General features: G+C 61.6%; 23 protein-coding genes. 19 read left to right on the top strand and 4 right to left on the bottom strand.

Annotated features, from left to right (window positions below; genetic code table 11):
• Nucleotides 1-156: 156 nt before the first annotated feature.
• The 4 genes from hprK to ilvA all read right to left on the bottom strand — a co-directional run bounded on the left by hprK (nucleotide 157) and on the right by ilvA (nucleotide 4,428).
• The gene (gene hprK, locus OX462_RS25795) at nucleotides 157-1,092 is read right to left on the bottom strand and encodes an HPr(Ser) kinase/phosphatase (RefSeq protein ID WP_034753337.1); all 936 of its coding nucleotides are present in this window, start codon (nucleotides 1,090-1,092) and stop codon (nucleotides 157-159) included.
• Nucleotides 1,093-1,128: 36 nt separating this feature from the next.
• A complete protein-coding gene (locus OX462_RS25790) occupies nucleotides 1,129-1,611 on the bottom strand; it encodes a PTS sugar transporter subunit IIA (protein ID WP_034753339.1) in 483 nt (160 codons plus the stop codon).
• A gap of 343 nt (nucleotides 1,612-1,954) precedes the next feature.
• A complete protein-coding gene (gene queF, locus OX462_RS25785) occupies nucleotides 1,955-2,797 on the bottom strand; it encodes an NADPH-dependent 7-cyano-7-deazaguanine reductase QueF (RefSeq protein ID WP_121668351.1) in 843 nt (280 codons plus the stop codon).
• Nucleotides 2,798-2,892: 95 nt separating this feature from the next.
• Entirely contained in the window at nucleotides 2,893-4,428 is a 1,536-nt protein-coding gene (gene ilvA, locus OX462_RS25780; RefSeq protein WP_034753344.1) for a threonine ammonia-lyase, biosynthetic, read from the bottom strand.
• Between the two features lie 201 nt (nucleotides 4,429-4,629).
• Here ilvA and OX462_RS25775 point away from each other — a divergent pair, with 201 nt between their 5' ends.
• The 19 genes from OX462_RS25775 to OX462_RS25685 all read left to right on the top strand — a co-directional run bounded on the left by OX462_RS25775 (nucleotide 4,630) and on the right by OX462_RS25685 (nucleotide 23,004).
• On the top strand, nucleotides 4,630-5,121 hold the full coding sequence (locus tag OX462_RS25775; protein WP_070221645.1) for a YqaA family protein: 492 nt from the start codon (nucleotides 4,630-4,632) through the stop codon (nucleotides 5,119-5,121).
• 256 nt (nucleotides 5,122-5,377) lie between these two features.
• Nucleotides 5,378-9,418: a DUF3683 domain-containing protein gene (locus tag OX462_RS25770; protein ID WP_409027361.1), complete on the top strand. Its 4,041-nt coding sequence runs from the start codon at nucleotides 5,378-5,380 to the stop codon at nucleotides 9,416-9,418.
• Nucleotides 9,418-9,867, top strand: a complete 450-nt coding sequence (locus tag OX462_RS25765; RefSeq protein WP_070312523.1) for an HIT family protein — start codon at nucleotides 9,418-9,420, stop codon at nucleotides 9,865-9,867. The genes OX462_RS25770 and OX462_RS25765 overlap by 1 nt, the downstream gene beginning before the upstream one ends.
• Nucleotides 9,868-9,876: 9 nt before the next feature.
• Nucleotides 9,877-10,329 carry a gamma-butyrobetaine hydroxylase family protein gene (locus OX462_RS25760; protein ID WP_070221643.1) on the top strand — a complete coding sequence of 151 codons (453 nt, stop codon included), beginning with the start codon at nucleotides 9,877-9,879 and terminating at the stop codon, nucleotides 10,327-10,329.
• Nucleotides 10,330-10,423: 94 nt separating this feature from the next.
• Nucleotides 10,424-10,768, top strand: a complete 345-nt coding sequence (locus OX462_RS25755) for a YciI family protein (RefSeq protein WP_070221642.1) — start codon at nucleotides 10,424-10,426, stop codon at nucleotides 10,766-10,768.
• Nucleotides 10,769-10,770: 2 nt separating this feature from the next.
• Nucleotides 10,771-12,012 (top strand): RNA polymerase sigma factor, encoded by a 1,242-nt coding sequence (locus OX462_RS25750; RefSeq protein WP_070312524.1) that lies wholly within the window; start codon nucleotides 10,771-10,773, stop codon nucleotides 12,010-12,012.
• Between the two features lie 29 nt (nucleotides 12,013-12,041).
• Nucleotides 12,042-12,776, top strand: coding sequence for a bifunctional demethylmenaquinone methyltransferase/2-methoxy-6-polyprenyl-1,4-benzoquinol methylase UbiE (gene ubiE / locus OX462_RS25745; RefSeq protein ID WP_070312525.1), 735 nt, complete (start codon nucleotides 12,042-12,044; stop codon nucleotides 12,774-12,776).
• 31 nt (nucleotides 12,777-12,807) lie between these two features.
• Nucleotides 12,808-13,746 carry a Tim44 domain-containing protein gene (locus OX462_RS25740; RefSeq protein WP_070312526.1) on the top strand — a complete coding sequence of 313 codons (939 nt, stop codon included), beginning with the start codon at nucleotides 12,808-12,810 and terminating at the stop codon, nucleotides 13,744-13,746.
• A 152-nt stretch (nucleotides 13,747-13,898) separates the two neighbouring features.
• The gene (locus OX462_RS25735; protein WP_070292362.1) at nucleotides 13,899-14,537 is read left to right on the top strand and encodes a ubiquinone biosynthesis accessory factor UbiJ; all 639 of its coding nucleotides are present in this window, start codon (nucleotides 13,899-13,901) and stop codon (nucleotides 14,535-14,537) included.
• Nucleotides 14,534-16,105: a ubiquinone biosynthesis regulatory protein kinase UbiB gene (gene ubiB / locus OX462_RS25730; RefSeq protein ID WP_070221638.1), complete on the top strand. Its 1,572-nt coding sequence runs from the start codon at nucleotides 14,534-14,536 to the stop codon at nucleotides 16,103-16,105. The genes OX462_RS25735 and ubiB overlap by 4 nt, the downstream gene beginning before the upstream one ends.
• 19 nt (nucleotides 16,106-16,124) lie before the next feature.
• On the top strand, nucleotides 16,125-16,727 hold the full coding sequence (locus OX462_RS25725) for a methyltransferase (protein WP_070221637.1): 603 nt from the start codon (nucleotides 16,125-16,127) through the stop codon (nucleotides 16,725-16,727).
• A gap of 80 nt (nucleotides 16,728-16,807) precedes the next feature.
• Nucleotides 16,808-17,116, top strand: coding sequence for an FmdB family zinc ribbon protein (locus tag OX462_RS25720; protein ID WP_070221636.1), 309 nt, complete (start codon nucleotides 16,808-16,810; stop codon nucleotides 17,114-17,116).
• A gap of 40 nt (nucleotides 17,117-17,156) precedes the next feature.
• Nucleotides 17,157-17,798 (top strand): DUF502 domain-containing protein, encoded by a 642-nt coding sequence (locus tag OX462_RS25715; protein WP_034778417.1) that lies wholly within the window; start codon nucleotides 17,157-17,159, stop codon nucleotides 17,796-17,798.
• Nucleotides 17,799-17,867: 69 nt separating this feature from the next.
• On the top strand, nucleotides 17,868-19,664 hold the full coding sequence (aspS, locus tag OX462_RS25710; RefSeq protein ID WP_070221635.1) for an aspartate--tRNA ligase: 1,797 nt from the start codon (nucleotides 17,868-17,870) through the stop codon (nucleotides 19,662-19,664).
• Nucleotides 19,665-19,748: 84 nt separating this feature from the next.
• A complete protein-coding gene (gene nudB, locus OX462_RS25705) occupies nucleotides 19,749-20,213 on the top strand; it encodes a dihydroneopterin triphosphate diphosphatase (protein ID WP_070221634.1) in 465 nt (154 codons plus the stop codon).
• A gap of 19 nt (nucleotides 20,214-20,232) precedes the next feature.
• On the top strand, nucleotides 20,233-20,526 hold the full coding sequence (locus tag OX462_RS25700) for a hypothetical protein (protein ID WP_099409257.1): 294 nt from the start codon (nucleotides 20,233-20,235) through the stop codon (nucleotides 20,524-20,526).
• 97 nt (nucleotides 20,527-20,623) lie between these two features.
• Nucleotides 20,624-21,445 (top strand): endonuclease/exonuclease/phosphatase family protein, encoded by an 822-nt coding sequence (locus OX462_RS25695; protein ID WP_070221632.1) that lies wholly within the window; start codon nucleotides 20,624-20,626, stop codon nucleotides 21,443-21,445.
• 9 nt (nucleotides 21,446-21,454) lie between these two features.
• Nucleotides 21,455-22,618: a cardiolipin synthase ClsB gene (gene clsB / locus OX462_RS25690; RefSeq protein WP_070221631.1), complete on the top strand. Its 1,164-nt coding sequence runs from the start codon at nucleotides 21,455-21,457 to the stop codon at nucleotides 22,616-22,618.
• Complete coding sequence (locus tag OX462_RS25685; protein ID WP_070312529.1) at nucleotides 22,615-23,004, top strand: Hsp15 family ribosome-associated heat shock protein; 390 nt, start codon at nucleotides 22,615-22,617, stop codon at nucleotides 23,002-23,004. The genes clsB and OX462_RS25685 overlap by 4 nt, the downstream gene beginning before the upstream one ends.
• Nucleotides 23,005-23,239: the final 235 nt, after the last annotated feature.

Raw genomic sequence — 23,239 nt, 5'->3', positions numbered from 1 at the left:
TACAATAAAGACCGGCACCGCGCTCCCGATGCAATTATCTTTACAAATTATTGCAATTTGGGCTGTGATATTTCTTTGCTGCACGCGCCAACAATGCTGTCGGATTACGCGGGGCCTTGCCCCACCTCGGCGGCCCCGCTAATCCGACCTACGTTGCTAATCGCCGCTCATGGCGAGGCGTTGCCGTTCCATGAACTCCTGCAAGGTATCGATGCCGCGCAGCTGCAGAATCGTGTTGCGCACGGCCGCTTCCAGCAGGACGGCGATGTTGCGGCCGGCGGCGACGGGGATGACGACCTTGCGCACGGGCAAGCCCAGTACGTCTTCCGTGGGAAACAGGAAGGGCAGGCGCTCGACTTCTTCTTCCAGCGCGTTGCGGCGCACCAGGTGCACGATCAGTTTCAGGCGCATCTTGCGGCGCACGGCCGTTTCGCCAAAGATGGCCTTGATGTCGAGCAAGCCCAGGCCCCGCACTTCCAGCAGGTTTTGCAACAGGGGCGGGCAGCGGCCTTCGATCATGTTCGGCGCGATGCGCGAGAATTCGACGGCGTCGTCGGCCACCAGGCCGTGGCTGCGCGAAATCAGCTCCAGCCCCAGCTCGCTCTTGCCCAGGCCCGAATCACCCGTGATCAGCACGCCCACGCCCAGCACGTCCATGAACACGCCATGCATGATGATGCGCTGCGCCAGTTTTTTCGACAGGTAGACGCGCAGAAAGTCGATCACTTGCGCGGCCGGCAGCGGGGTGGAGAACAGGGGGATGTTTTGCTCGTCGCAGATGGCGAGGATGTCGGGCGGCGTTTCCAGCCCTTGCGCGATGATCAGCGCGGGCGGACCGCCGGCGATCAGTTCGCCGATCACGTGGGTGCGCGTATTGACCTTCAGGCGCTGATAGTAATTGATTTCCTGGTGGCCAAAGACCTGGATGCGGCCCGGATGGATCAGGTTCAAGTGGCCCACCTGGTCGGCGGCCGACGAGACGTCGCCCGAGATCAGGCGCTCGCCGCCGGGGAAGCCGGCGAACCAGCCCAGTTGCAGACTTTCACGATTGTCGTCGTACAGGCGTTGTATCGTCAGCGGCGTTTGCAACATGGCAGTCTTCTTCAGGAGTGGAGGAATACCTGAAGTTTAACCCGCCGCTTGCAGACTGGGTTGCCAATTGACGATGCGCGAATGCACGGATTTCGGTTCCGGATCCGTGGCCAATGCCGTACGGAAGGCGTCATCGGAAAACATTTCGGCGATTTCCGACAGGATTTCCAGATGTTGCTGGGTGACATGATCGGGAATCAGCAGGAAAAACAGCAGATTGACGGGCTTGCCATCGGGCGACTCGAACGGAATCGGTTCGGCCAGGCGCACGAAGGCGCCCAGCGGCGATTTCAAGGTCTTGCTGCCCTTGACTCTGCCATGCGGCACGGCCACGCCATGACCCAGACCGGTCGAGCCCAGACGTTCGCGGGCAAACAGATTGTCCGAGACGGTAGAGCGGGCGATGCCGTAATTGTTTTCGAAGATCAGGCCGGCTTGCTCGAAGGCGCGCTTCTTGCTGGAAACTTCCAGATCCAGCAGGACGTTTTCGAGGGATAATATTTTGCTAAGATTAGTCATGACACTCAATGAAATGGTGCAATGCGCAGAGGGCTTGCGAGCCGAATTATAGGCCTGTTTTCGCGGCCTGTAACGCCAATTCTCAACAGTATACGTCCGCTGCGGGCGCAGTGGGCGCTACAGCCAATGTGACCATCATTTTAGCAAAAAAATAACATCGGCGTGTATCGGCTATTTCTTGATTAAAAACACGCGGCGCGCCGGTTTTTCCGCCGCCGAATGCCGATTTTCCGATTTTTCAGCGTCTTTGACATGCTCTGCGGCACTACTGCAACGTTGTTTTAAAACACAGCCAACATTCCTGTTGGCATGGTTTTGGGGTGTTGCGCGGTGTTGCCTAGCGTTACTGGCGCGCGTTGCGCAGATTGCCCGGCATCGCTCCCGTGCTGAAGTTGCTGCGCCAGGGATTGATGTCGAGGCCGCCGCGGCGCGTATAGCGCGCATACACGGACAGTTTTTGGGGCTTGCACTGACGCAAGATATCGACAAAGATGCGTTCCACGCATTGCTCGTGGAATTCATTGTGTTCGCGGAAACCGATCAGGTAGCGCAACAGGCTTTCCTGGTCGATCTGCGGCCCCGCATACACGATCTGCACGCTGCCCCAGTCGGGCTGGCCCGTCACCAGGCAATTTGATTTGAGCAAATGTGACACCAGTTTTTCTTCCACGGGCGCCTCATCGAGCGCCGCCTTCAACAGCAGCGGCGAGGGCGTGTATTGCGTGATTTCCAGGTCCAGACGGTCGAGCAGCACGCCGTCGAACTCGCCCATTTTGAGCTTGCCGAAATCTTCCTGCAAAGTCAGTTCCACTTGCACGGGCGCGCCGAAACCATTCGACAAATCCTGCTGGAGCAATGCCAGCAGGGCTTGCGGGCTGTCCAGCTTGGTCTGGTTGAACGAGTTCAGGTAGAGCTTGAACGATTTCGATTCGATGATGTTGGGCGAATCGGCCGGCGCGCTGACCTTGGCAATGGCCACCTGCGGCTTGCCGCGCTGGTTCAGCCACGACAGTTCGTAGGCGTTCCAGATATCGAGGCCGAAAAACGGTAATGTACCGTGCAGTTCCAGCTCGTCGCGCTTGCCCTGGCGCGGAATCGGAAACAGCAATTCCGGCGCGTAATCGGTGTGGTAGGCGGAGCTTTTGCCCAGCGGGGATTGTTCGGCGAGGTCGTTGGTGGTGGTCATGGTCGTGTGGCGTGAATTCAGTCAAGCACGCATGGTAGCCTATTTCGGGGTCAGACCCGTCGGGTCTGACCCCAGCTTGTTCGCCTGGGTTAGAACTAACCTAAAAACAGCTTGTAGACGGGATTGCTGCTCTCATCCCAATAACGGTAACCGAGGGTATCGAGGAAGCGGGCGAATTCTCCCATTTCATCGGGCGGTACTTGAAGGCCGATCAGGATGCGGCCCACGTCGCCGCCCTGGCTGCGGTAATGGCACAGGGAAATATTCCAGTTCGGCGCCATGCTGTCGAGGAAGCGCATCAGCGCGCCCGGGCGTTCGGGGAATTCGAAGCGGTACAGCAGCTCGTCCTGCGCCAGCCGGCTCTTGCCGCCCACCAGGTGGCGGATGTGCGACTTGGCCAGCTCGTCGTGCGTCAGGTCGAGGGTCTTGAATTCGTGTTCCTCGAAGGTCTTCGCCAGCACGCTGGATTCATGCCTGTCGGCAATTTGAATGCCGACGAACACGTGCGCCGCTTTTTCATCGCTGATGCGGTAGTTAAATTCCGTCACGTTGCGCGCGCCGATGAGGGAGCAGAAACGCTTGAAGCTGCCCCGCTGTTCGCGCATGGTAACGGCGAACACGGCTTCGCGGAATTCGCCCAGCTCGGCCCGTTCCGCCACGAAGCGCAGCCGGTCGAAATTCATGTTGGCGCCGCTGGCGATGGTGACCAGGGTTTCATTGTTGACGGGGTGCTTGGTCAGGCTGGCCCGCTCCACATAGGCCTTGGCGCCCGCGATGGCCAAGGCGCCGGACGGCTCAAGGATGCTGCGCGTATCCGTAAACACATCCTTGATGGCGGCGCAGATGGCGTCCGTGTCGACGGTGATGATTTCATCGACATACGCCTGCACCAGGCGGAAGGTTTCCTCGCCGGCCAGGCGCACGGCCGTGCCGTCGGCAAACAGGCCCACGTCGTTCAGGGTCACGCGTTCGCCCGCCTTCAGCGAGCGGGCCATGGCATTCGAATCGACGCTTTGCACGCCGATGATCTTGATGTCGGGGCGAATCTGTTTTACGTAGGCAGCAATGCCGGCGATCAGGCCGCCGCCGCCGATGGGGGCGAAGATGGCGTGGATGGGGCCGGCGTGCTGGCGCAGGATTTCCATGCCGATCGTGCCCTGGCCGGCGATCACGTCCGGGTCGTCGAACGGGTGCACGAAGGTCAGCTTCTGTTCCTTTTCCAGAGTCAGCGCATGGTTGTAGGCATCCGTGTACGACTCGCCGTGCAGCACCACTTCCACGTTCACGCCGCCGCGCCCCTTGACCGCCTCGACCTTCACCAGCGGCGTGGTAGTGGGCATGACGATGACGGCACGGCAACCCATGCGGGCGGCCGACAGGGCCACGCCCTGGGCATGGTTGCCGGCCGAGGCGCAGATCACGCCGCGCTTGCGTTCCGCTTCGCTGAGCTTGGACATCTTGTTGTAGGCGCCGCGAATCTTGAAGCTGAACACGCTTTGCATGTCTTCGCGCTTGAAGTAAATCTGGTTGTTCAGGCGCTGCGACAGGGCTGGGGCCAGTTCCAGCGGCGTTTCGGTGGCGACGTCATAGACGCGGGCGGTCAGGATTTTCTTGAGGTAGTCGATGTTCATAGTCTGCAAGCAAGTGATTCTGGGCCAGAAAGGGTCTGGAGCGTGTCTGTCGATAGCGGCGGCGCGGCGGCGGATAGCCTGGCGACAATAATGCTCTGTGGAACTGCGGGCGGGTCTGCCTTTGCCAGCCGGCGCGATGTGTGCGGCGCCCAGGCTGCTCTTCATTATAATGGAGAGCCTTACCGCATCGCGAAGTGTTCCATGATCGAATCCGCAATCGCCTGGCTGCTGCAGCTGATCGCAGCACCGGAAGTCGGGCTGACATCGGTCTTTCTGATCAGCTTTATTTCCGCTACCCTCTTGCCGCTCGGCTCGGAGCCGGCCGTGTTTGCCGTCATCAAGGCCAATCCCGCGCTGTTCTGGGCCGCCATCGGCGTCGCCACCCTGGGCAATACCCTGGGCGGCATCGTCGACTACTGGATGGGCTACCGGGCCAAGCAGGCGTTCGCCAAGGAGCGCGATACGCGCTGGTTCCGCTGGCTGGCCCGCTATGGCGCCAAGACCATGCTGCTGGCCTGGCTGCCCCTCGTGGGCGATCCCCTGTGTACCCTGGCGGGCTGGCTCAAGTTGCCGTTCTGGCCCAGCGTGGCCTATATGGCCATCGGCAAGTGCGCACGCTACCTGACCATGACAGGCTTGCTGCTGTACGTCCCCGATGGTGTTTGGCACCGGATCGGCCAGATGCTGGCTTGAATGGGACGGCCTGCAACGCCAGTTTGCCCCATTTCGTGCAGTTCGATAGTTCGCAGCAGGGTCTGATTTTTGGTATTTTTTCGTTGAAAATTCGTGGAATCTGGTTTTTTATTCGGCAATGGAGGGCTTTTCCATATTTGCTATGGTGGCGGATGCGGTGCTTAAACCTTAGGCTGCCTAAGGCTGTTCCCGCATGGTGCGGCGCAATAAGATAAAATGGGTCTTTAGGGTCCAGTCCACATCGTCACCACACTCCATGAACGCTCCCGCACAAATCCAAGCTTTACTGGCAGAAACGCCGAATGGTCCCGCAGCAAGCCGCCTGCGCGAAATCCCGTATAACTACACGTCGTTTTCCGATCGCGAGATCGTCATACGCCTGTTGGGGGAGGACTCCTGGCGCCTGCTCGACGAGCTGCGCGGCGCCCGCCAGACGGGCCGTTCGGCCCGCATGCTGTACGAGGTGCTGGGCGATATCTGGGTCGTGCGCCGCAACCCCTATCTGCAGGATGACTTGCTCGACAATCCGAAGCGCCGCCAGGGCTTGATCGATGCCTTGCATCACCGCCTGGCCGAAGTCGACAAGCGCCGCCTGTCCATCGATGCGGCCGGCGGCGACGTGGCTGCCAGCGGCGAGACGCCGGAAGTGGCGCAGGCGCGCAGCCATAACGTCGAGCTGCTGCTCAAGGCCGCCAGCAAGGCCGTGGCCGACTTCGGCGACGAATTCCGCAAGACCTACGATTTGCGCAAGCGCACGGTCAAGGTGCTGGGCCGCTACACGGAAAAACACAATGTGCGCTTCGACGGCATGACGCGCGTGTCGCACGTGACGGATGCCACCGACTGGCGCGTGGAATACCCGTTCGTCGTGCTCACGCCCGACACGGAAGAGGAAATGGCCGGCCTGGTCAAAGGCTGTATCGAGCTGGGGCTGACCATCATCCCGCGCGGCGGCGGCACCGGCTACACGGGCGGCGCGATTCCATTGACGCCGATGTCGGCCGTCATCAACACGGAAAAACTGATCACCCTGGGCGCCGTGGAAATGACGGTCTTGCCTGGCTTGACGCACGAATACGCGACGATCCATTCGGGCGCCGGCGTGATCACGAACAAGGTTTCGGAAGCGGCGGAGAAGGCCGGTTTCGTGTTTGCCGTCGACCCCACCTCGGCCCACGCCTCTTGCATCGGCGGCAACGTCGCCATGAATGCGGGCGGCAAGAAAGCCGTGCTGTGGGGCACGGCGCTCGACAACCTGGCCTCGTGGCGCATGGTTGACCCGAACGGCGACTGGCTCGACGTCACGCGCCTCGACCATAACCTGGGCAAGATCCACGATATCGCGCTGGCACGTTTCCAGCTGGAATGGCGTCACCCGAGCACGCGCGACGCGACGAAACCGAACGCGCCGTTCAAGACGGAAATCCTGGAAATTCCTGGCCGCAAGTTCCGCAAAGAGGGCCTGGGCAAGGACGTGACGGACAAATTCCTCGCCGGCTTGCCGGGCATCCAGAAAGAAGGCTGCGACGGTCTCATTACGTCGGCGCGCTGGATTCTGCACAAGATGCCGAAGTTCGCCCGCACCGTCTGCCTGGAATTCTTCGGCCAGGCGCGCGACGCGATTCCGTCGATCGTGGAAATCAAGGATTACCTCGACGGCTTGCCGGCGAAAGGCGAGCAATACACGAGCATCCGCCTGGCGGGTCTCGAACACCTGGACGAGCGCTACCTGCGCGCCGTCGGCTACGCCACCAAGTCGAAGCGGGGCGTGCTGCCGAAGATGGCCCTGTTTGGCGACATCGTCGGCGACGATGAAAACGCCGTCGCGCAAGCGGCGTCGGAAGTGGTGCGCATCGCCAACACCCGCGTGGGTGAAGGTTTTGTGGCCGTCAGCCCCGAAGCGCGCAAGAAATTCTGGCTGGATCGCGCCCGCACGGCGGCGATCGCCAAGCACACGAACGCTTTTAAAATCAATGAAGACGTCGTCATTCCCCTGAACCGCATGGGCGAATACACGGATGGCATCGAACGCATCAATATCGAGCTGTCGATCAAGAACAAGCTGCAACTGGCCGACGCCCTCAGCGAATTCTTTGCCAAGGGTAACTTGCCAATCGGCAAGAGCGACGATGCATCGGACGACCGCGTCGACGACGCTGAAATGCTGGGCGACCGCGCCGAGCAGGCGCAGCAGTTGCTGGCGCAAGTGACGGCGCGCTGGACCTATCTGCTGGCCCAGCTCGACCGTCCGCTGGTCGATGTGAAGGGCGAACTGGCCGAACTGGGCATGGAGCGTTTGCTGCCCGTGTTCGATGCGCGCCTGCAAACGCAGCCGAACGCCACCCTGTTCGACGTGGTACAGGACCGCACCGTGCGCATCACGTGGAAGCAGGAAATCCGCGCCCAGCTGCGCCAGATCTTCAACGGCGCCGCTTTCAAACTGATCCTCGACGAGGCCACTGCCATTCACGCGCGCATTTTGCGTAGCCGCGTGTTTGTCGCGCTGCACATGCATGCGGGCGACGGCAACGTGCACACGAACTTGCCCGTCAACTCGGACAACTACGAAATGCTGCAGGACGCCCACGAAGCCGTGGGCCGCATCATGATCCTGGCCCGCTCGCTCAATGGCGTCATTTCCGGCGAGCACGGTATCGGCATCACCAAGCTGGAATTTTTGACGGAAGAAGAGATCGGCGACTTCCGCAGCTACAAGCAGCGCATCGATCCCGAAGGCCGTTTCAACAAGGGCAAGCTGCTGAACCTGCCGGGCATGGGCGCCGACTTGCGCAATGCCTACACGCCATCGTTCGGCCTGATGGGACATGAATCGCTGATCATGCAGCAAAGCGATATCGGCGCCATCGCCGACAGCGTCAAGGATTGCTTGCGTTGCGGCAAGTGCAAACCCGTGTGCTCGACCCACGTACCGCGCGCCAACTTGCTGTACTCGCCGCGCGACAAGATTTTGGCGACCTCGTCCCTGATCGAAGCCTTCCTGTACGAAGAGCAGACGCGCCGCGGCATTTCCATCAAGCATTGGGAAGAGTTCGAAGACGTGGCGGACCACTGCACGGTCTGCCATAAATGCGTGACGCCTTGCCCCGTGAACATCGACTTCGGCGACGTGTCGATGAACATGCGCAATTTGCTGCGCAAGATGGACAAGAAGAGCTTTAATCCGGGCACCAAGGCGACGATGATGTTCCTCAACGCCACCGATCCCGTGACCATCAACGCCACGCGCAAGGTCATGATCGGCTGGGGTTACAAGGCGCAGCGCCTGGGCCACGATCTGTTGAAGAAATTTGCGAAAAAGCAAACCAAGGCGCCGCCGCCATCGACGGGCAAGCCGCCCGTCAAGGCGCAGGTGATCCACTTCATCAACAAGAAGATGCCGGGCAACCTGCCGAAGAAATCGGCGCGCGCGCTGCTCGACATCGAAGACGACAAGGTCATCCCGATCATCCGTAATCCGAAGACGACGACGGCCGATACGGAAGCCGTGTTCTATTTCCCCGGCTGCGGTTCGGAACGGCTGTTCTCGCAAGTGGGCCTGGCCACGCAAGCGATGCTGTGGGAAGTGGGCGTGCAGACGGTCTTGCCGCCTGGCTACCTGTGCTGCGGTTATCCGCAGCGGGGCGCGGGCGAGTTCGACAAGGCCGAGAAGATGATGACGGACAACCGCGTCCTGTTCCACCGCATGGCCAACACGCTCAATTACCTGGACATCAAGACGGTGCTGGTGTCCTGCGGCACTTGCTACGACCAGCTGGCAACGTATCAGTTCGAGAAGATTTTCCCTGGCTGCCGCATCATGGATATCCATGAGTATTTGCTGGAGAAAAACGTCAAGCTGGAAGGCGTGAACGGCACGCGCTATATGTACCATGAGCCATGCCACAATCCGATGAAGCTGCAGGAATCGGGCAAGACGATCAACTCCCTGATCAGCACGGTGGATAACGTGAAGATCGAGAAGAATGACCGTTGCTGCGGCGAATCGGGCTCGCTGGCCGTCACGCGCCCTGATATTTCCACGCAAGTGCGTTTCCGCAAGGAAGAAGAGATGGTCAAGGGCGCCGACAAGCTGCGCGGCGATGGGTTCACCGGCGACGTCAAAATCCTCACCAGCTGCCCGTCGTGCCTGCAAGGCTTGTCGCGCTACAATGACGATTCGGGCACGACGGCCGACTACATCGTCGTCGAGATCGCCAAACACTTGCTGGGAGAGAACTGGATGCCGGATTACGTGAAACGCGCCAATGACGGCGGCATCGAACGGGTGCTCGTGTAATGTCCACGCCTTGCGATCTGTGTCAGTTGCTCGATGATTTTGCCAAGAAGCAGGGCTGTGAGGCCTTGCTGTGGCGCAGCGAGCGCCTGTCCGTGGTGGCCGTCGACGACCCAAGCTACCCCGGCTTTTGCCGCGTGATCTGGAACAAGCACGTGAAGGAAATGACGGATTTGACGCCCGGCGAGCGCAATTATGTGATGGAAGTCGTGTGGCAAGTCGAGCTGGCCGTGCGCGAAGTGATGGCGCCGGAAAAGGTCAATGTGGCCAGTTTCGGCAACATGACGCCGCACGTGCACTGGCACGTGATTCCCCGCTACCGTGACGACGCGCATTTCCCGCACCCCAGCTGGGCCGTGGTGCAGCGCGAGACGGCGCCCGAAGTACTGGCCGCGCGCCGCGCCCTGTTGCCGGCCTTGCGCGAGGCCATCATTCAACGTTTATCCGCATAAAGTATCGTCATGACTGAAAAAACAGCAACACCCCAACCGACCGGCTTGACCGTGCACAACCAGTCGCGCGTGCTCGACGTGGCTTTCGACGACGGCAGCACATTTGCGCTGCCGTTCGAATACCTGCGCGTGTACTCGCCCTCGGCCGAAGTGCAGGGCCATGGCAAGGGCCAGGAAACCTTGCAATTAGGTAAGCGCCTGGTCGGCATCACGGGCATCGAGCCCGTCGGCAACTACGCCGTGCAGCCTACCTTCAGCGACGGCCACAATTCCGGCCTGTACACCTGGGCTTATCTGTACAAGCTGGGCGCGGAAAAGGACAAACTGTGGCAAGCCTACCTTGACCAGCTGGCGGCAGCCGGCTACCCCGGCGACAGCGGCCGCGACGCCAAGGCCGACATGACCGTCAAGCAATCTTCCGGCGGCCACGTGCATGGACCCAGCTGCGGCCATAAGCATTAATTAAAAATAATGCGGTAATCTTGTCGGATTGCCGCCGCCCCATTCGTCGTATGAATGCCCGCGCTTGCGGGCATTTTTCTTTGGAGAAGAGACTATGGAATACATGATCCTGATCTACGCCGATGAATCCCGTTATGCATCCATGCCGGAAGGGCAGATGGCCAGCCTGATGGCCGACTTTGCCAGCTACACGCAGGCGCTGGAAGCGGCCGGCGTGCTGCGCGGCGGGGCCGAGCTGGCGCCGGTGGGCAGCGCCACCAGCGTGCGCGTGCGCAATGGCAAGCCTGTCATCACGGATGGGCCGTTCGCGGAAACCAAGGAGCAGCTGGGCGGCTACTATCTGCTCGACTGCGCCCACCTGGACGAAGCGCTGGCCTGGGCCGGGCGTTGTCCGGCGGCTTCCCTGGGCACGATCGAAGTGCGGCCCGTCACGGCATAACCATGGCCGGCGACGCCGTTACGGCCGTCGAATACGTCTTTCGCCAGGAAAAGGGCAGGGTGCTGGCCGGCCTGATGCGGCGTTTCGGCGACCTGGGCCTGGCGGAAGATGTGCTGCAGGAAGCGTGCCGCAAGGCGCTGGAGCTGTGGCCGCGCACAGGCATCCCCGGCAATCCCGCCGCCTGGCTCAGTGCCGTGGCGCGCAACGCGGCTCTCGACCACGTACGCCGGGCGGGCAAGAGCGTCAGCGACGCCGAGGCCGTGCTGTCGTGCCTGCCTGCGGTCGAGACTGTTGACGCGCAGCCTATCGAAGACGACCGCCTGCGCCTGCTGTTCATCTGCTGCCATCCCGCGCTGGCGCCCGAGGCGCAGGTGGCGCTGGCTTTGCGCACCCTGTGTGGCCTGTCCACGGCCGAGATCGCACGCGCCTTCGGCGTGGAGGAAGCGGCCCTGTCGCAGCGCTTGTTGCGCGCCAAACGCAAGATCGCCGAAGCCCGTATCCCTTTCGAGTTGCCGCCGGAACAAGAGCTGCAGCCGCGGCTGGCGCAAGTACTGCACGTGATTTACCTGGTGTTCAGCGAAGGCTATTGCGCCAGCGGCGGCGACACGTTGCTGCGCGCAGACCTGTGCGCGGAAGCGCTGCGCCTGGGGCGCCTGCTTGACAGCCTGCAGCCCGGCCAGCCGGAAGTGCAGGGGTTATTGGCCCTGATGCTGCTGCAGGCGTCGCGCGGCCCCGCCCGCCTCTCGCCAGGCGGTGAACTGCTGACCCTGGAAGAGCAGGACCGGCGCCTGTGGGATGACGCCCTGATTGCCGAGGGATTGGCCGTGCTGGCGCTGGCCTTGCCGGCGCGCGCGCCAGGGCCGTATCAGCTGCAGGCCGCCATTGCCGCCTTGCACGCGCAAGCGCCCACGGCCAGCGGGACGGACTGGCGCCAGATCAGCGCCCTGTATGGCGCCTTGCTGCGGCACAAGCCGGAACCCATGATCTTGCTCAACGCCGTGATCGCCTGCGCCATGGCGCACGGCGCCGCACACGGGCTGGCCTGGCTGGCGCGGCTGGAAACCGTGCCCAGCCTTGTCAACTCGCATTATCTGTACGCGGCCCGGGCCGACTTGCTGCGCCGCCAGGGCGACCGGCCGGGGGCGCTGGCCGCGTATGCGCGGGCGGCCATGCTGGCTGAGAATGCAGTGGAAAGGCAATACCTTCTCCGGCGTCACGGGGAAATGCGCCTGCCGCTTGTATAATGCTCCCAAGTTCAAACAGACTGCCTACCATGACCAATACGACCCATTTCGGATACAAAACAGTTGCAGAAGACGACAAAGTGCGCGAAGTCGCCAAGGTGTTCCATTCCGTCGCTGCCAAATACGACGTGATGAACGACTTGATGTCGGGCGGGCTGCACCGTCTGTGGAAGACGTTTACCATCGCCAACGCGGGCGTGCGCCCCGGTTTCAAGGTGCTCGACATCGCCGGCGGCACGGGCGACCTGTCGAAGGCGTTTGCCAAGCAGGCGGGTCCTACGGGCGAAGTCTGGTTGACCGATATCAATGAATCGATGTTGCGCGTGGGCCGCGATCGCCTCTTGAATCGCGGCTTGCTCACCCCCACCTTGTTGTGTGACGCGGAAAAACTGCCATTCCCCGATAATTATTTCGACCGCGTCAGCGTCGCCTTCGGCCTGCGCAACATGACGCACAAGGACGTGGCGCTGGCGGAAATGCGCCGCGTGCTGAAACCGGGCGGCAAGCTGCTGGTGCTGGAATTTTCCAAGGTGGCGGCGCCGCTGCAAAAACCGTACGACATGTATTCGTTCTCGGTCTTGCCGTGGTTCGGCCAGAAAATCGCCGGTGACGCGGAAAGCTATCGCTATCTGGCCGAATCGATCCGCATGCACCCGGACCAGGAAACCTTGAAGACCATGATGGAAACGGCGGGCCTGGAGCGCGTGCAGTACTACAATTTGACGGCAGGCATTGCCGCTTTGCACACCGGTATCAAGATGTAATGCATCAACGTTGGTGATTTTAGGAGATGGAATGAAATTGAAGAAATTTATGGTCGGCATGATGCTGGCCGCGGCCACGGTATCCATGCTGGGCGAGGCGCTGGCCCGTCCCATGGGCGGTGGCCGTTCGTTTGGCCGCCAGTCGCAAAACGTGGGCCGCCAGGCGCCCGCACCTGCGCCCACCCCGGCGCCGGCCGCCGCGCCGCGCCAGGCGCAGCCTGCGCCAGCTCCCGCACCGGCGCCTGCCGCCAAGGCACCGAGCCGCTGGAAGGGCTTGCTGGGCGGCGCCTTGCTGGGCCTGGGTCTGGGCGCCTTGCTGTCGCATTTTGGCCTGGGCGGCGCCCTGGCCAGCATGATCAGCACCCTGCTGATGGTGGCTTTGCTGGCCGGCGTGGCCTTCTTCATCTACCGCATGGTGCGCGGCAAACGCGACACTAACGCCGGCAATGCGCCGTTCGCCGGTTTCGGCAACCAGCCGGCACCGGCCGGCAATGTGCCCGACATCGGTTCGCACATCCCGCCGCTGCCGCCGCTGCAACCCGTCTCGTCCGGCGTCGGCCTGGACAAGCCGGCACCGGCTGCCGCGCCATGGGGCGTACCAGGCGACTTCGACAAGGAAGCCTTCCTGCGCCACGCGAAAAGCAATTTCATTCGCTTGCAAGCGGCCTGGGACAAGGCCGACGTCAACGATATCCGCGAATTCACGTCGCCGGAAGTGTATGCGGAACTGCGCATGCAAATCCAGGAACGGGGCGCGCAGCCGGACTTTACGGATGTCGTCACCATCGATGCCGAACTGCTCGGTATCGAGACGAGCGTCAACGATTACCTGGCCAGCGTGAAATTTACGGGCCTGATCCGTTCGGCGCCGGGCGCGGCAGCGGAACCGTTTGCGGAAGTGTGGAATATGTCGAAACCCGTCAGCGGCAACAGCGGCTGGGTCCTGGCAGGCATCCAGCAATTGAATTAATTGTAAAAACTTGCTGAATAATGGCTTAAGTCCATGCGGAATGCATGATGCTTGACAGATATTTCCTGCTGAACTGGTAAGATCGAAACCGCCCGCGTTGTTGTACGGGCGGTTTTTCATTTTTAGGGGCGCGTTTGGCGCGCAGGCACACGATGGCACCACTTTCCGATCTCTCCCTGATGACGCCCGTCATCGCGACTATCAACCATTTGCTGGCGCAAGAGCCGTGGGCGCGCCAGCAGCTGGCCGTGCACGCCGGCAAGCTGGCCTGCATCGACACGGGCGCCGTGGCCTTGCGCCTGCGCGTCGACAGCGCCGGCATGCTGGAGGCGGCACCGGCGGACGTAGTTGCCAATGTGACCATCCGCGTGAAATTGTCCGATGTGCCGCTGATCCTGCAAAACCGCGAGCGGGCGTTTTCCTACGTCAAGATCGAAGGCGATGCCGAGTTTGCCAATGCGATTTCGCAATTGAGCAAGGGTTTGCGCTGGGAAGCCGAGCACGACCTGGAAAAGGTCGTTGGCCCCATGCTGGCCACGCGCCTCGTTTCCGGTGCGAAAGATGCCGCCGCCTTTGTGCGTACGGGCCAGCAAAAGCTGGCAGAAAACGTGGCCGAATACTTTCTCGACGAACAGCCGATGCTGATCCGTCCTTCTACCCTGCAAGAGTATTCCGCTGGCGTGACGCGCGTGCGCGATGACGTCGAACGCCTGGCCAAGCGCCTTGCCCGGCTGGAAAAGGCGGCCGCCGCCGTCCAGCCGCAGTCCTCCTCACCGGATTTGTCTACATGATATTGAAATTCCTGCGCCTGTTTAAAATCATCCGTGTTTCCATCAAGTACGGTCTGGATGAGATAGCGATTTCTGGTCTGCAAGTTCCCCGCACCGCCAAATTGATCGACACCCTGATTTTCTGGCGCGACCTGTCGTCGCCGCGGGGCTTGCGCCTGCGCCTGGCGCTGGAAGAGCTGGGTCCGATTTTCGTCAAGTTCGGCCAGGTGCTGTCGACCCGGCGCGATTTGATGCCGCCCGACATCGCCGAAGAACTGGCGCGCCTGCAAGACCGGGTGCCGCCGTTCGATTCCGACCTGGCCATCGCGCAGATCACCAAGTCGCTCGGTGCGCACCCGGATCAACTGTTTGCCCGCTTCGAGCGCGAGCCGGTGGCGTCCGCATCTATTGCCCAGGTGCACTTTGCCACCTTGAAAGACGGCCGCGAAGTGGCCGTGAAGGTCTTGCGTCCAGGCATGAAAAAGCTGATCGACGAAGACGTGGCCCTGATGCACATCGCCGCCGACTGGACCAGTCGCCTGTGGGCCGACAGCAAGCGCCTGAAGCCGAAAGAGGTGGTGGGCGAGTTCGACAAATACCTGCACGACGAGCTGGACCTGATGCGCGAGGCGGCCAACGCCAGCCAGCTGCGCCGCAACTTCGCCAATTCGGATTTGCTGCTGGTGCCGGAAATGCACTGGGATTATTGTTCCAGCAGCGTCATCGTCATGGAGCGCATGTACGGCATCCCCGTGTCGCAGACCGAGCGCCTGGTGGCGGCCGGCGTGGACTTGCGCAAACTGTCCAGCGATGGCGTGGAGATTTTCTTCACGCAAGTGTTCCGCGACGGCTTTTTCCATGCTGACATGCACCCAGGCAATATTCTCGTGTCGATCGCGCCCGACTCGTTCGGCCGCTACATCGCGCTCGACTTCGGCATCGTGGGAACGTTGAATGACTACGACAAGGATTATCTGTCGCAAAACTTCCTCGCCTTCTTCCGCCGCGACTACAAGCGCGTGGCCGAGGCGCACATCGAATCGGGCTGGGCGCCGAAGGACACGCGCGTCGACGAGCTGGAAGCGGCCGTGCGCGCCTGCTGCGAGCCGATCTTCGACCGCCCGCTGAAGGATATTTCTTTTGGGCAAGTATTGCTGCGGCTGTTCCAGACCTCGCGCCGCTTCAACGTGGAAGTGCAGCCGCAACTGGTGCTGCTGCAAAAGACCCTGCTCAATATCGAAGGCCTGGGCCGCCAGCTCGATCCGGAACTGGACCTGTGGCAAACGGCCAAGCCCTACCTGGAAAAATGGATGAGTAACCAGGTGGGGCCGCAAGGCTTCATGGAGCGCCTGCGCGCCGAGGCGCCCCGTTACGCGCACATCTTCCCGCAACTGCCGCGCTTGCTGCACCAGGCCTTGACCGTGCATGGCGAACCGCGTGAAAACGACGTGGAACTGATGAAAACCTTGCTGGCGGAGCAACGCCAGACGAACCGCTTGCTGAGTTTTATCGTGTACTTTGTCGGCGCCTTCGCCCTCGGCGCGCTGGGCTTGCAAGTGTTCATGCGCTGGCATCAACTGCCGTTTTAACTCGCTGAGGACGTAAGTGATGGCTGACTTCCACAACCGCGACCCGCTCTCGCCTGCCTTCTGGGACGAGCGTTTCGAAAAGCAATTCACTCCCTGGGACCAGGGCGGCGTGCCGTCCCGCCTGCGCAGCTTCGTGGCCGGCAGTCCGGTGCCGCTGCGCTGCCTGATACCCGGCTGCGGCTCCGCGTATGAACTGGTCTTCATGCTCGATCACGGCTGGGATGCCACGGCCATCGACTTTGCGCCGGCTGCCGTGGCCGCCGCGCGTGCCCAGCTGGGCGAGCGGGCAGGGCAGGTGGTGGAAGCGGATTTCTTTGCCTGGCAGCCCGAGGCACCGCTGGACCTGATCTATGAACGGGCGTTTTTGTGCGCCATGCCGCGCGCCATGTGGCCGCAAGTGGCGGCCCGCTGGGCGCAGCTGCTGGCGCCGGGCGCCATGCTGGCCGGTTACTTTTTCTTTGACGACAACGCCAAGGGGCCGCCGTTCGGCATTTCGCGGGAGAAACTGCAGGAATTGCTGGTGCCGCATTTCGACTGCCTGGCCGATGAGGCCGTCGACGATTCCATCGCCGTCTTCGCCGGCAAGGAGCGCTGGATGAGCTGGCGCCGCCGGGCGGACTGAAGCGGGCGGGGCATTTTCCGCTGGCGACAAAGGAAAAGCTTTATAATTCAGGGTTTTTGAAGTTTTTTCTCGGAGTAGAGATGCCGATTTACGCTTACCGTTGTGACGAGTGTGGTTTTGCCAAGGATGTCTTGCAAAAGATCTCCGATCCAGTACTGACGGTGTGCCTGTCGTGCGGCAAGCCCAGTTTCAAGAAACAATTGACGGCCGCCGGTTTCCAATTGAAGGGCACTGGCTGGTACGCGACCGATTTCCGCGGCGGTACGGCGCCCACCACGGCCATTCCGACGGGCCCGGCCGATAACGCCAAGCCTGCCCCGGCCGCCGAGAGCGCGCCTGCCGCTGCGCCTGCGCCCGCTCCTGCTGCCACCGCGCCGAAAGCGGACTGAAAAGCGCGCCGCGCCGATACGATCCATTACCGAGAAACTGATGCGTAAATACTTTATTACCGGATTACTGATTTTGGTGCCCCTGGCCATTACGGCCTGGGTGCTGAATCTGGTCATCAGCACGATGGACCAGTCGCTGTTGCTGGTGCCCGGCAGTACGCAGCCCAGCGTCTGGTTCGGCCACAAGATTCCCGCGCTGAGCACCATTCCCGGCCTGGGCACGGTATTGACGGTACTGATCGTGTTCTTCACGGGCTTGCTGACGAATAACCTGGTCGGCAATTACGTGGTGAAACTGTGGGAAAAATTGCTGCAACGCATACCCATCGTCAATTCCCTGTATTCGAGCGTCAAGCAAGTGTCCGATACCCTGTTTTCCCCGTCGGGCAATGCCTTCCGCAAGGCCGTGCTGGTGCCGTATCCGCACCAGAACTCCTGGACCATCGCTTTCCTGACGGGCGTGCCGGGCGGCGATGCGGCAAACCACCTGGTGGGCGACTTTGTCAGCGTGTACGTGCCGACGACGCCGAATCCGACCTCAGGCTTTTTCCTGATGATGAAGCGCAGTGATGTCGTCGAACTCGACATGAGCGTCGATGCGGCGCTCAAATATATCGTCTCGATGGGCGTGGTGGCGCCTGCGGAAGTTGTTGCTGTACCGGCCCCGGCAGCCAAAGAATAAAGGCAGGCGTCCCATGCGGGACGTGGCCGGATTGAACACTCACTAACCTGAACTGAGAATTTTATGTCTATGCGTACTGAATACTGCGGCCTCGTTACCGAAGCCATGCTGGGACAAACCGTCAGCCTGTGCGGCTGGGTACATCGCCGCCGCGACCACGGCAGCCTGATTTTCATCGACTTGCGCGACCGCGAAGGCCTGGTGCAAATCGTCTGCAACCCGGAACAAGCGGAGATGTTCAAGGTCGCCGAAGCCGTGCGCAACGAATTCTGCCTGCGCGTGACGGGCGTCGTGACCAACCGTATCGAAGGCACGATCAACAACAACTTGAAATCGGGCAAGATCGAAGTGGTCTGCTCGGAGCTGGAAGTGCTGAACCCGTCCGTGCCCGTGCCGTTCCAGCTCGATGACGACAACCTGTCGGAAACGACGCGTCTGACGCACCGCGTGCTGGACCTGCGCCGCCCGCAAATGCAAAACAACCTGCGCCTGCGCTACAAGGTGACGATGGAAGTGCGCAAGTACCTCGACGCGCTGGGCTTCATCGACATCGAAACGCCGATGCTGACCAAGTCCACGCCAGAAGGCGCGCGCGATTACCTGGTGCCGTCGCGCGTGAACGCCGGCAGCTTCTTCGCCTTGCCGCAATCGCCACAGTTGTTCAAGCAACTGTTGATGGTCGCCAACTTCGACCGTTACTACCAGATCACCAAGTGCTTCCGCGACGAAGACTTGCGCGCCGACCGCCAGCCTGAATTCACGCAGATCGATTGCGAAACCTCGTTCCTGACGGAACAGGAAATCCGCGACCTGTTCGAAGACATGATCCGCGTCGTCTTCAAGAACACCCTGAACATCGACCTGCCGAACCCGTTCCCGGTGATGGATTTCGCCGAAGCGATGGGCCTGTACGGTTCCGACAAGCCGGACATGCGCGTCAAGCTGGCCTTCACGGACTTGACCGAAGTCATGAAGTCGGTCGAGTTCAAGGTCTTCAACGGCGCCGCCAACATGAAAGGCGGCCGCGTGGTGGCCCTGCGCGTACCGCAAGGCGGCAGCATGCCCCGTTCGGAAATCGACGCCTACACGCAATTCGTCGCCATCTACGGCGCCAAGGGCCTCGCTTACATCAAGGTCAACGAGAAAGCCAAGGGTCCTGAAGGCTTGCAGTCGCCGATCGTCAAGTTCCTGCCTGCCGACGTGCTGGCCACGATCCTCGAGCAGACGGGCGCGCAAGACGGCGACCTGATCTTCTTCGGCGCCGACAAGGCCAAGGTAGTCAACGACGCCATCGGCGCGCTGCGCGTGAAAATCGGTCACAGCGAGTTCGGCAAGAAAGCCGGCCTGTTCGAAGACGTGTGGAAGCCATTGTGGGTGGTCGACTTCCCGATGTTCGAGCACGACGAAGAAGCGGACCGCTGGACGGCGACCCACCATCCCTTCACGGCGCCGAAAGACGGCCATGAAGACATGCTGGAAAGCGATCCGGGCGCCTGCATCGCCAAGGCCTACGACATGGTCTTGAACGGCTGGGAACTGGGCGGCGGTTCGATCCGTATCCACCGCGAAGAAGTGCAGTCGAAAGTGTTCCGCGCATTGAAGATCGATGCGGAAGAAGCGCAGCTGAAGTTCGGCTTCCTGCTCGACGCCCTGCAATACGGCGCGCCACCGCATGGCGGCCTGGCATTCGGCCTGGACCGTATCGTGACCATGATGACGGGTTCCGAATCGATCCGCGACGTGATCGCCTTCCCGAAAACCCAGCGCGCGCAAGACTTGCTGACCCATGCGCCGTCGGAAGTGGACGAAAAGCAATTGCGTGAACTGCACATCCGTTTGCGCAGCGCCGAGCCTAAAGTAGTGTAATGAAGCATGCGGCTGCCCCGGCGGCCGCTGTTTGATCCACTATGCAAAAAAAGGCGCTGTCGTGGCGCCTTTTTCATTGTTGATATGACTCATAAAATTCCTGTTTCCGTGCTGGTCGTCATTCATACGGCTGACCTTGACGTCTTGCTCATCGAACGCGCGGGCCAGCCCGGCTTCTGGCAATCGGTGACGGGTTCCGTCGATGCCGTCGACGAACCGCTGCTGCAGACGGCCGCACGCGAACTGTGCGAGGAGACCGGCATCGTTGCCGATGGATGCGATATCGTGCTGCGCGACTGGAACTTGTCGAATGTGTACGAGATCTATCCGATCTGGCGCCACCGCTATGCGCCCGGCGTGACGCGCAACACGGAACACGTGTTCAGCGTGCAAGTGCCGCGCGACATCGCCATCACCCTGAGCCCCCGCGAACACCTGCAATACGCGTGGCTGCCTTATCTGGCGGCGGCCGACCGCTGTTTCTCGTCGTCCAACGCGGAAGCGATTCTGCAATTGCCGGCCATGACGGGCCTGGCGCGCCATCGTTGATCTCATTCGAAAGCTATCCATGTTGAACTGGTTTAATCTCTCCTTGCAACAAAAACTGGCCGGCACATTCTGCCTGGCGCTGTGCCTGGTCGTGATTGTGGCGGCCAGCCTGTACACGCCGCCCGAACGCACGCCGCCCGTCGGCTTGCCGCTGATGGTGGTGGGACTGCTGTTGCATCCCGGTATGTTTAGCAAGGGCAAGCGCACGGTGGCCTGGCGCGGCGCACCGTTGCTGGTCAAGGTGGTGTGGTCCGCCGGCATCGCGGCGGCCGGCGTCAGTGTCGCCAGCGGCCTGGCGCGCATGTTTGCCTGAGCCAGGCGAGGCCGAAGGCGAGCCAATCGAGGCATTAGGTGCGCACGCGCACCTACGCTGGCGCCGCGCGGGGCCCGTCTGGGAGTAGAATCCATGCATGAAAATCCGCGTAGCAACTTATAATATCCACAAGGGCGTCTCTTCCGTGCGGGGCTTGCCCAGAGTCCACGCATTGAAGCAGGCGATCGCCCTGTTCCATGCCGATGTCGTCTTCCTGCAAGAGGTGCAAGGCAAGCACGACCGCAATGCGGCCCGCTTTGGCGCCGAGAAAAACGGCCACAAGCATTGGCCGGAAGCGTCGCAGCACGAGTTCTTTGCTGGCGCCGAACACCATTCCGCCTATGGCATGAATGCCGTGTACGACCATGGCCACCATGGCAACGCCTTGCTCAGCAAATTCCCCATCGCCTCGCAAACCAACCACGATGTGTCCGACCATGCCTATGAGCAGCGCGGCATCCTGCATTGCGTGCTCAAGACGCCGCAGGCCGACGTGCACTGCTACGTGGTCCACCTGGGCCTGTTCGAGTCGGGGCGGGGACGGCAGACGCAGGCGCTGATCGATGCCGTGATGGAATCGGCGCCGAATGGCGAACCCGTCATCATCGCGGGCGACTTCAACGACTGGCGCAACACGCTCAGCGACAAGCTGCGCAATGCGCTGGGCGTGGTGGAAGTGTTTGACCAGCGTGCATCGAACTCGGCCCTGGGTGACCTCGTGCGCACCCTGGCGCGGCGCCAGACGAAAACACCCGTCCCCGTACCGGCACGCACCTTTCCCGCCGCCTTGCCGTGGTTCCGTCTGGACCGCATCTATGTGCGCGGTTTCCACGTGGAAGGTGCACAAGTGATGCATGGCACCCTGTGGGCCAAACTGTCGGACCACGCGCCGATAGTTGCTGCTTTGAAACTCGCGTAGACTGCCGGCATGCGCACAGTCAATTTCATCGCCCACAACGACATCAAGCTGCTGTATTGCGGCACCGATTACTTTCCCGCGCTCATAGCGGCCATTGACGGCGCACGCTCGGAAGTCTATTTCGAAACCTATATCTTTGCCGATGACGCCACGGGCACCCTGGTGCTCGACGCCCTGAAACGGGCAGCCGCGCGCGGCGTGCTGGTGTGCATGATCACGGACTGGTTCGGCACGGGCAACCGCCGCGTCAAGGCCATGCATGCGCAGCTGGAAGCGGCCGGCGTGCACCACCGCATCTTCAATCCCTGGTTCCGGCGCGGCATCACGCGCACGCACCGCAAGATCTGCGTCGCCGATGGCGAGATCGCCCTGGTGGGCGGCATCAATATCAACGACGACATGTTTTGCGACTACGATCACAGCATCAGCCTGGAAGCGCCGCGCTGGGATTTCGCCGTGCAGGTGAAGGGGCCGCTGGTGGACGCCATCCATGAAGAGGTGCAGGCGCAGTGGGCGCGCCTGGGCAAGATGAACCTGGTGCGGCGTATCAAGCTGTACCGCAAGATGCGCGTCGTCAGCAAGGAGCTGGCGAAAAACCCCGTCGTGGCCGGCTTTGTCGTGCGCGACAACCTGCGCAACCGCCGCACCATCCAGCGTGCCTACCTGCAGGCGCTGGGCCAGGCGAGGAAAAGCGTGATGCTGGCCAACCCGTATTTCGCGCCCGGTCACAAGCTGCGCCACGCCCTGGCCCAGGCGGCCCAGCGGGGCGTCGACGTGGTACTGCTGATCGGCGTGGGCGAATTCCGCATGCAAGATGCTGTGGCGCACTCGTTTTACCCGAAACTGCTGGCTGCAGGCGTGAAGATTGTCGAATACCGCAAGACGCAGCTGCACGCCAAGGTGGCCGTCGTCGACGACGACTGGGCGACGGTGGGTTCGAGCAATATTGACGCGCTGAGCCTGTTTTTGAACCAGGAAGCGAACGTGGTGATCAAGGACGTGGCCTTCGCGCAAAGCCTGCGCCAGCATATCGAGCAAGGCGTGGCCGACGGCATCGTGATTCACCAGGATGATTTCAAGCACATCGGCCGTTTCCGGCGCATCGGCTATGAAGCCGCCTTCCTCGTGTACCGGCTGGTGATGCGCATTTTTTCAGTAGGCAAGTACGCATGAACGAGATGACAACGGTCAGGCTGGACAAATGGCTGTGGGCGGCGCGCTTCTTCAAGACGCGCTCGCTGGCCAGCGAAGCCGTCGACACGGGCAAGGTCAAAGTGGGCGGCGAGCGCGTGAAACCGGCGCGCAGCGTGCGCGTGGGCGACGAGCTGGCCATCGACAATGGCGCGGAGACGTGGGAAGTGGCCGTGCTGGGCCTGTCCGACAAGCGCGGCGCGGCACCCGTGGCGCGCCTGCTGTATGAAGAAACGCCGGCCAGCATCGCCCGCCGCGAGCAGCTGGCCGAGGAGCGCAAGCTGTTCCGCGAGCCGGGCACCACCATCAAGGGGCGGCCGACCAAGCGCGACCGCCGGCAATTGAGCAAGGCTGGCGGCCTCGACTGAGGCGCGATTGTTACTACAAGGCAAGGGCGCACGGCGCTTTTGCCGCCTGAAACCGATACAAACACGCAGTCAGAAAATGCTGCGCTGCACCAATAGAACGCCGGCTCTAAAGTTCCCGTTTGACTTTTACGTGGTAGTGGATAATAGTACGAGCGTTCGGATTTTTTCGAAGCGTGCTTTTTTTTACCCTCGCTTCAGTCCGCCAAATCGGCAACATCACTTTTAGAACGGACAT

The organism is Janthinobacterium aestuarii, from assembly GCF_046113285.1.
Lineage (GTDB): Bacteria > Pseudomonadota > Gammaproteobacteria > Burkholderiales > Burkholderiaceae_D > Janthinobacterium.
The sequence above is the reverse complement of the archived record's forward strand: the minus strand, read 5'-3'. Positions and strand labels throughout refer to the sequence as shown.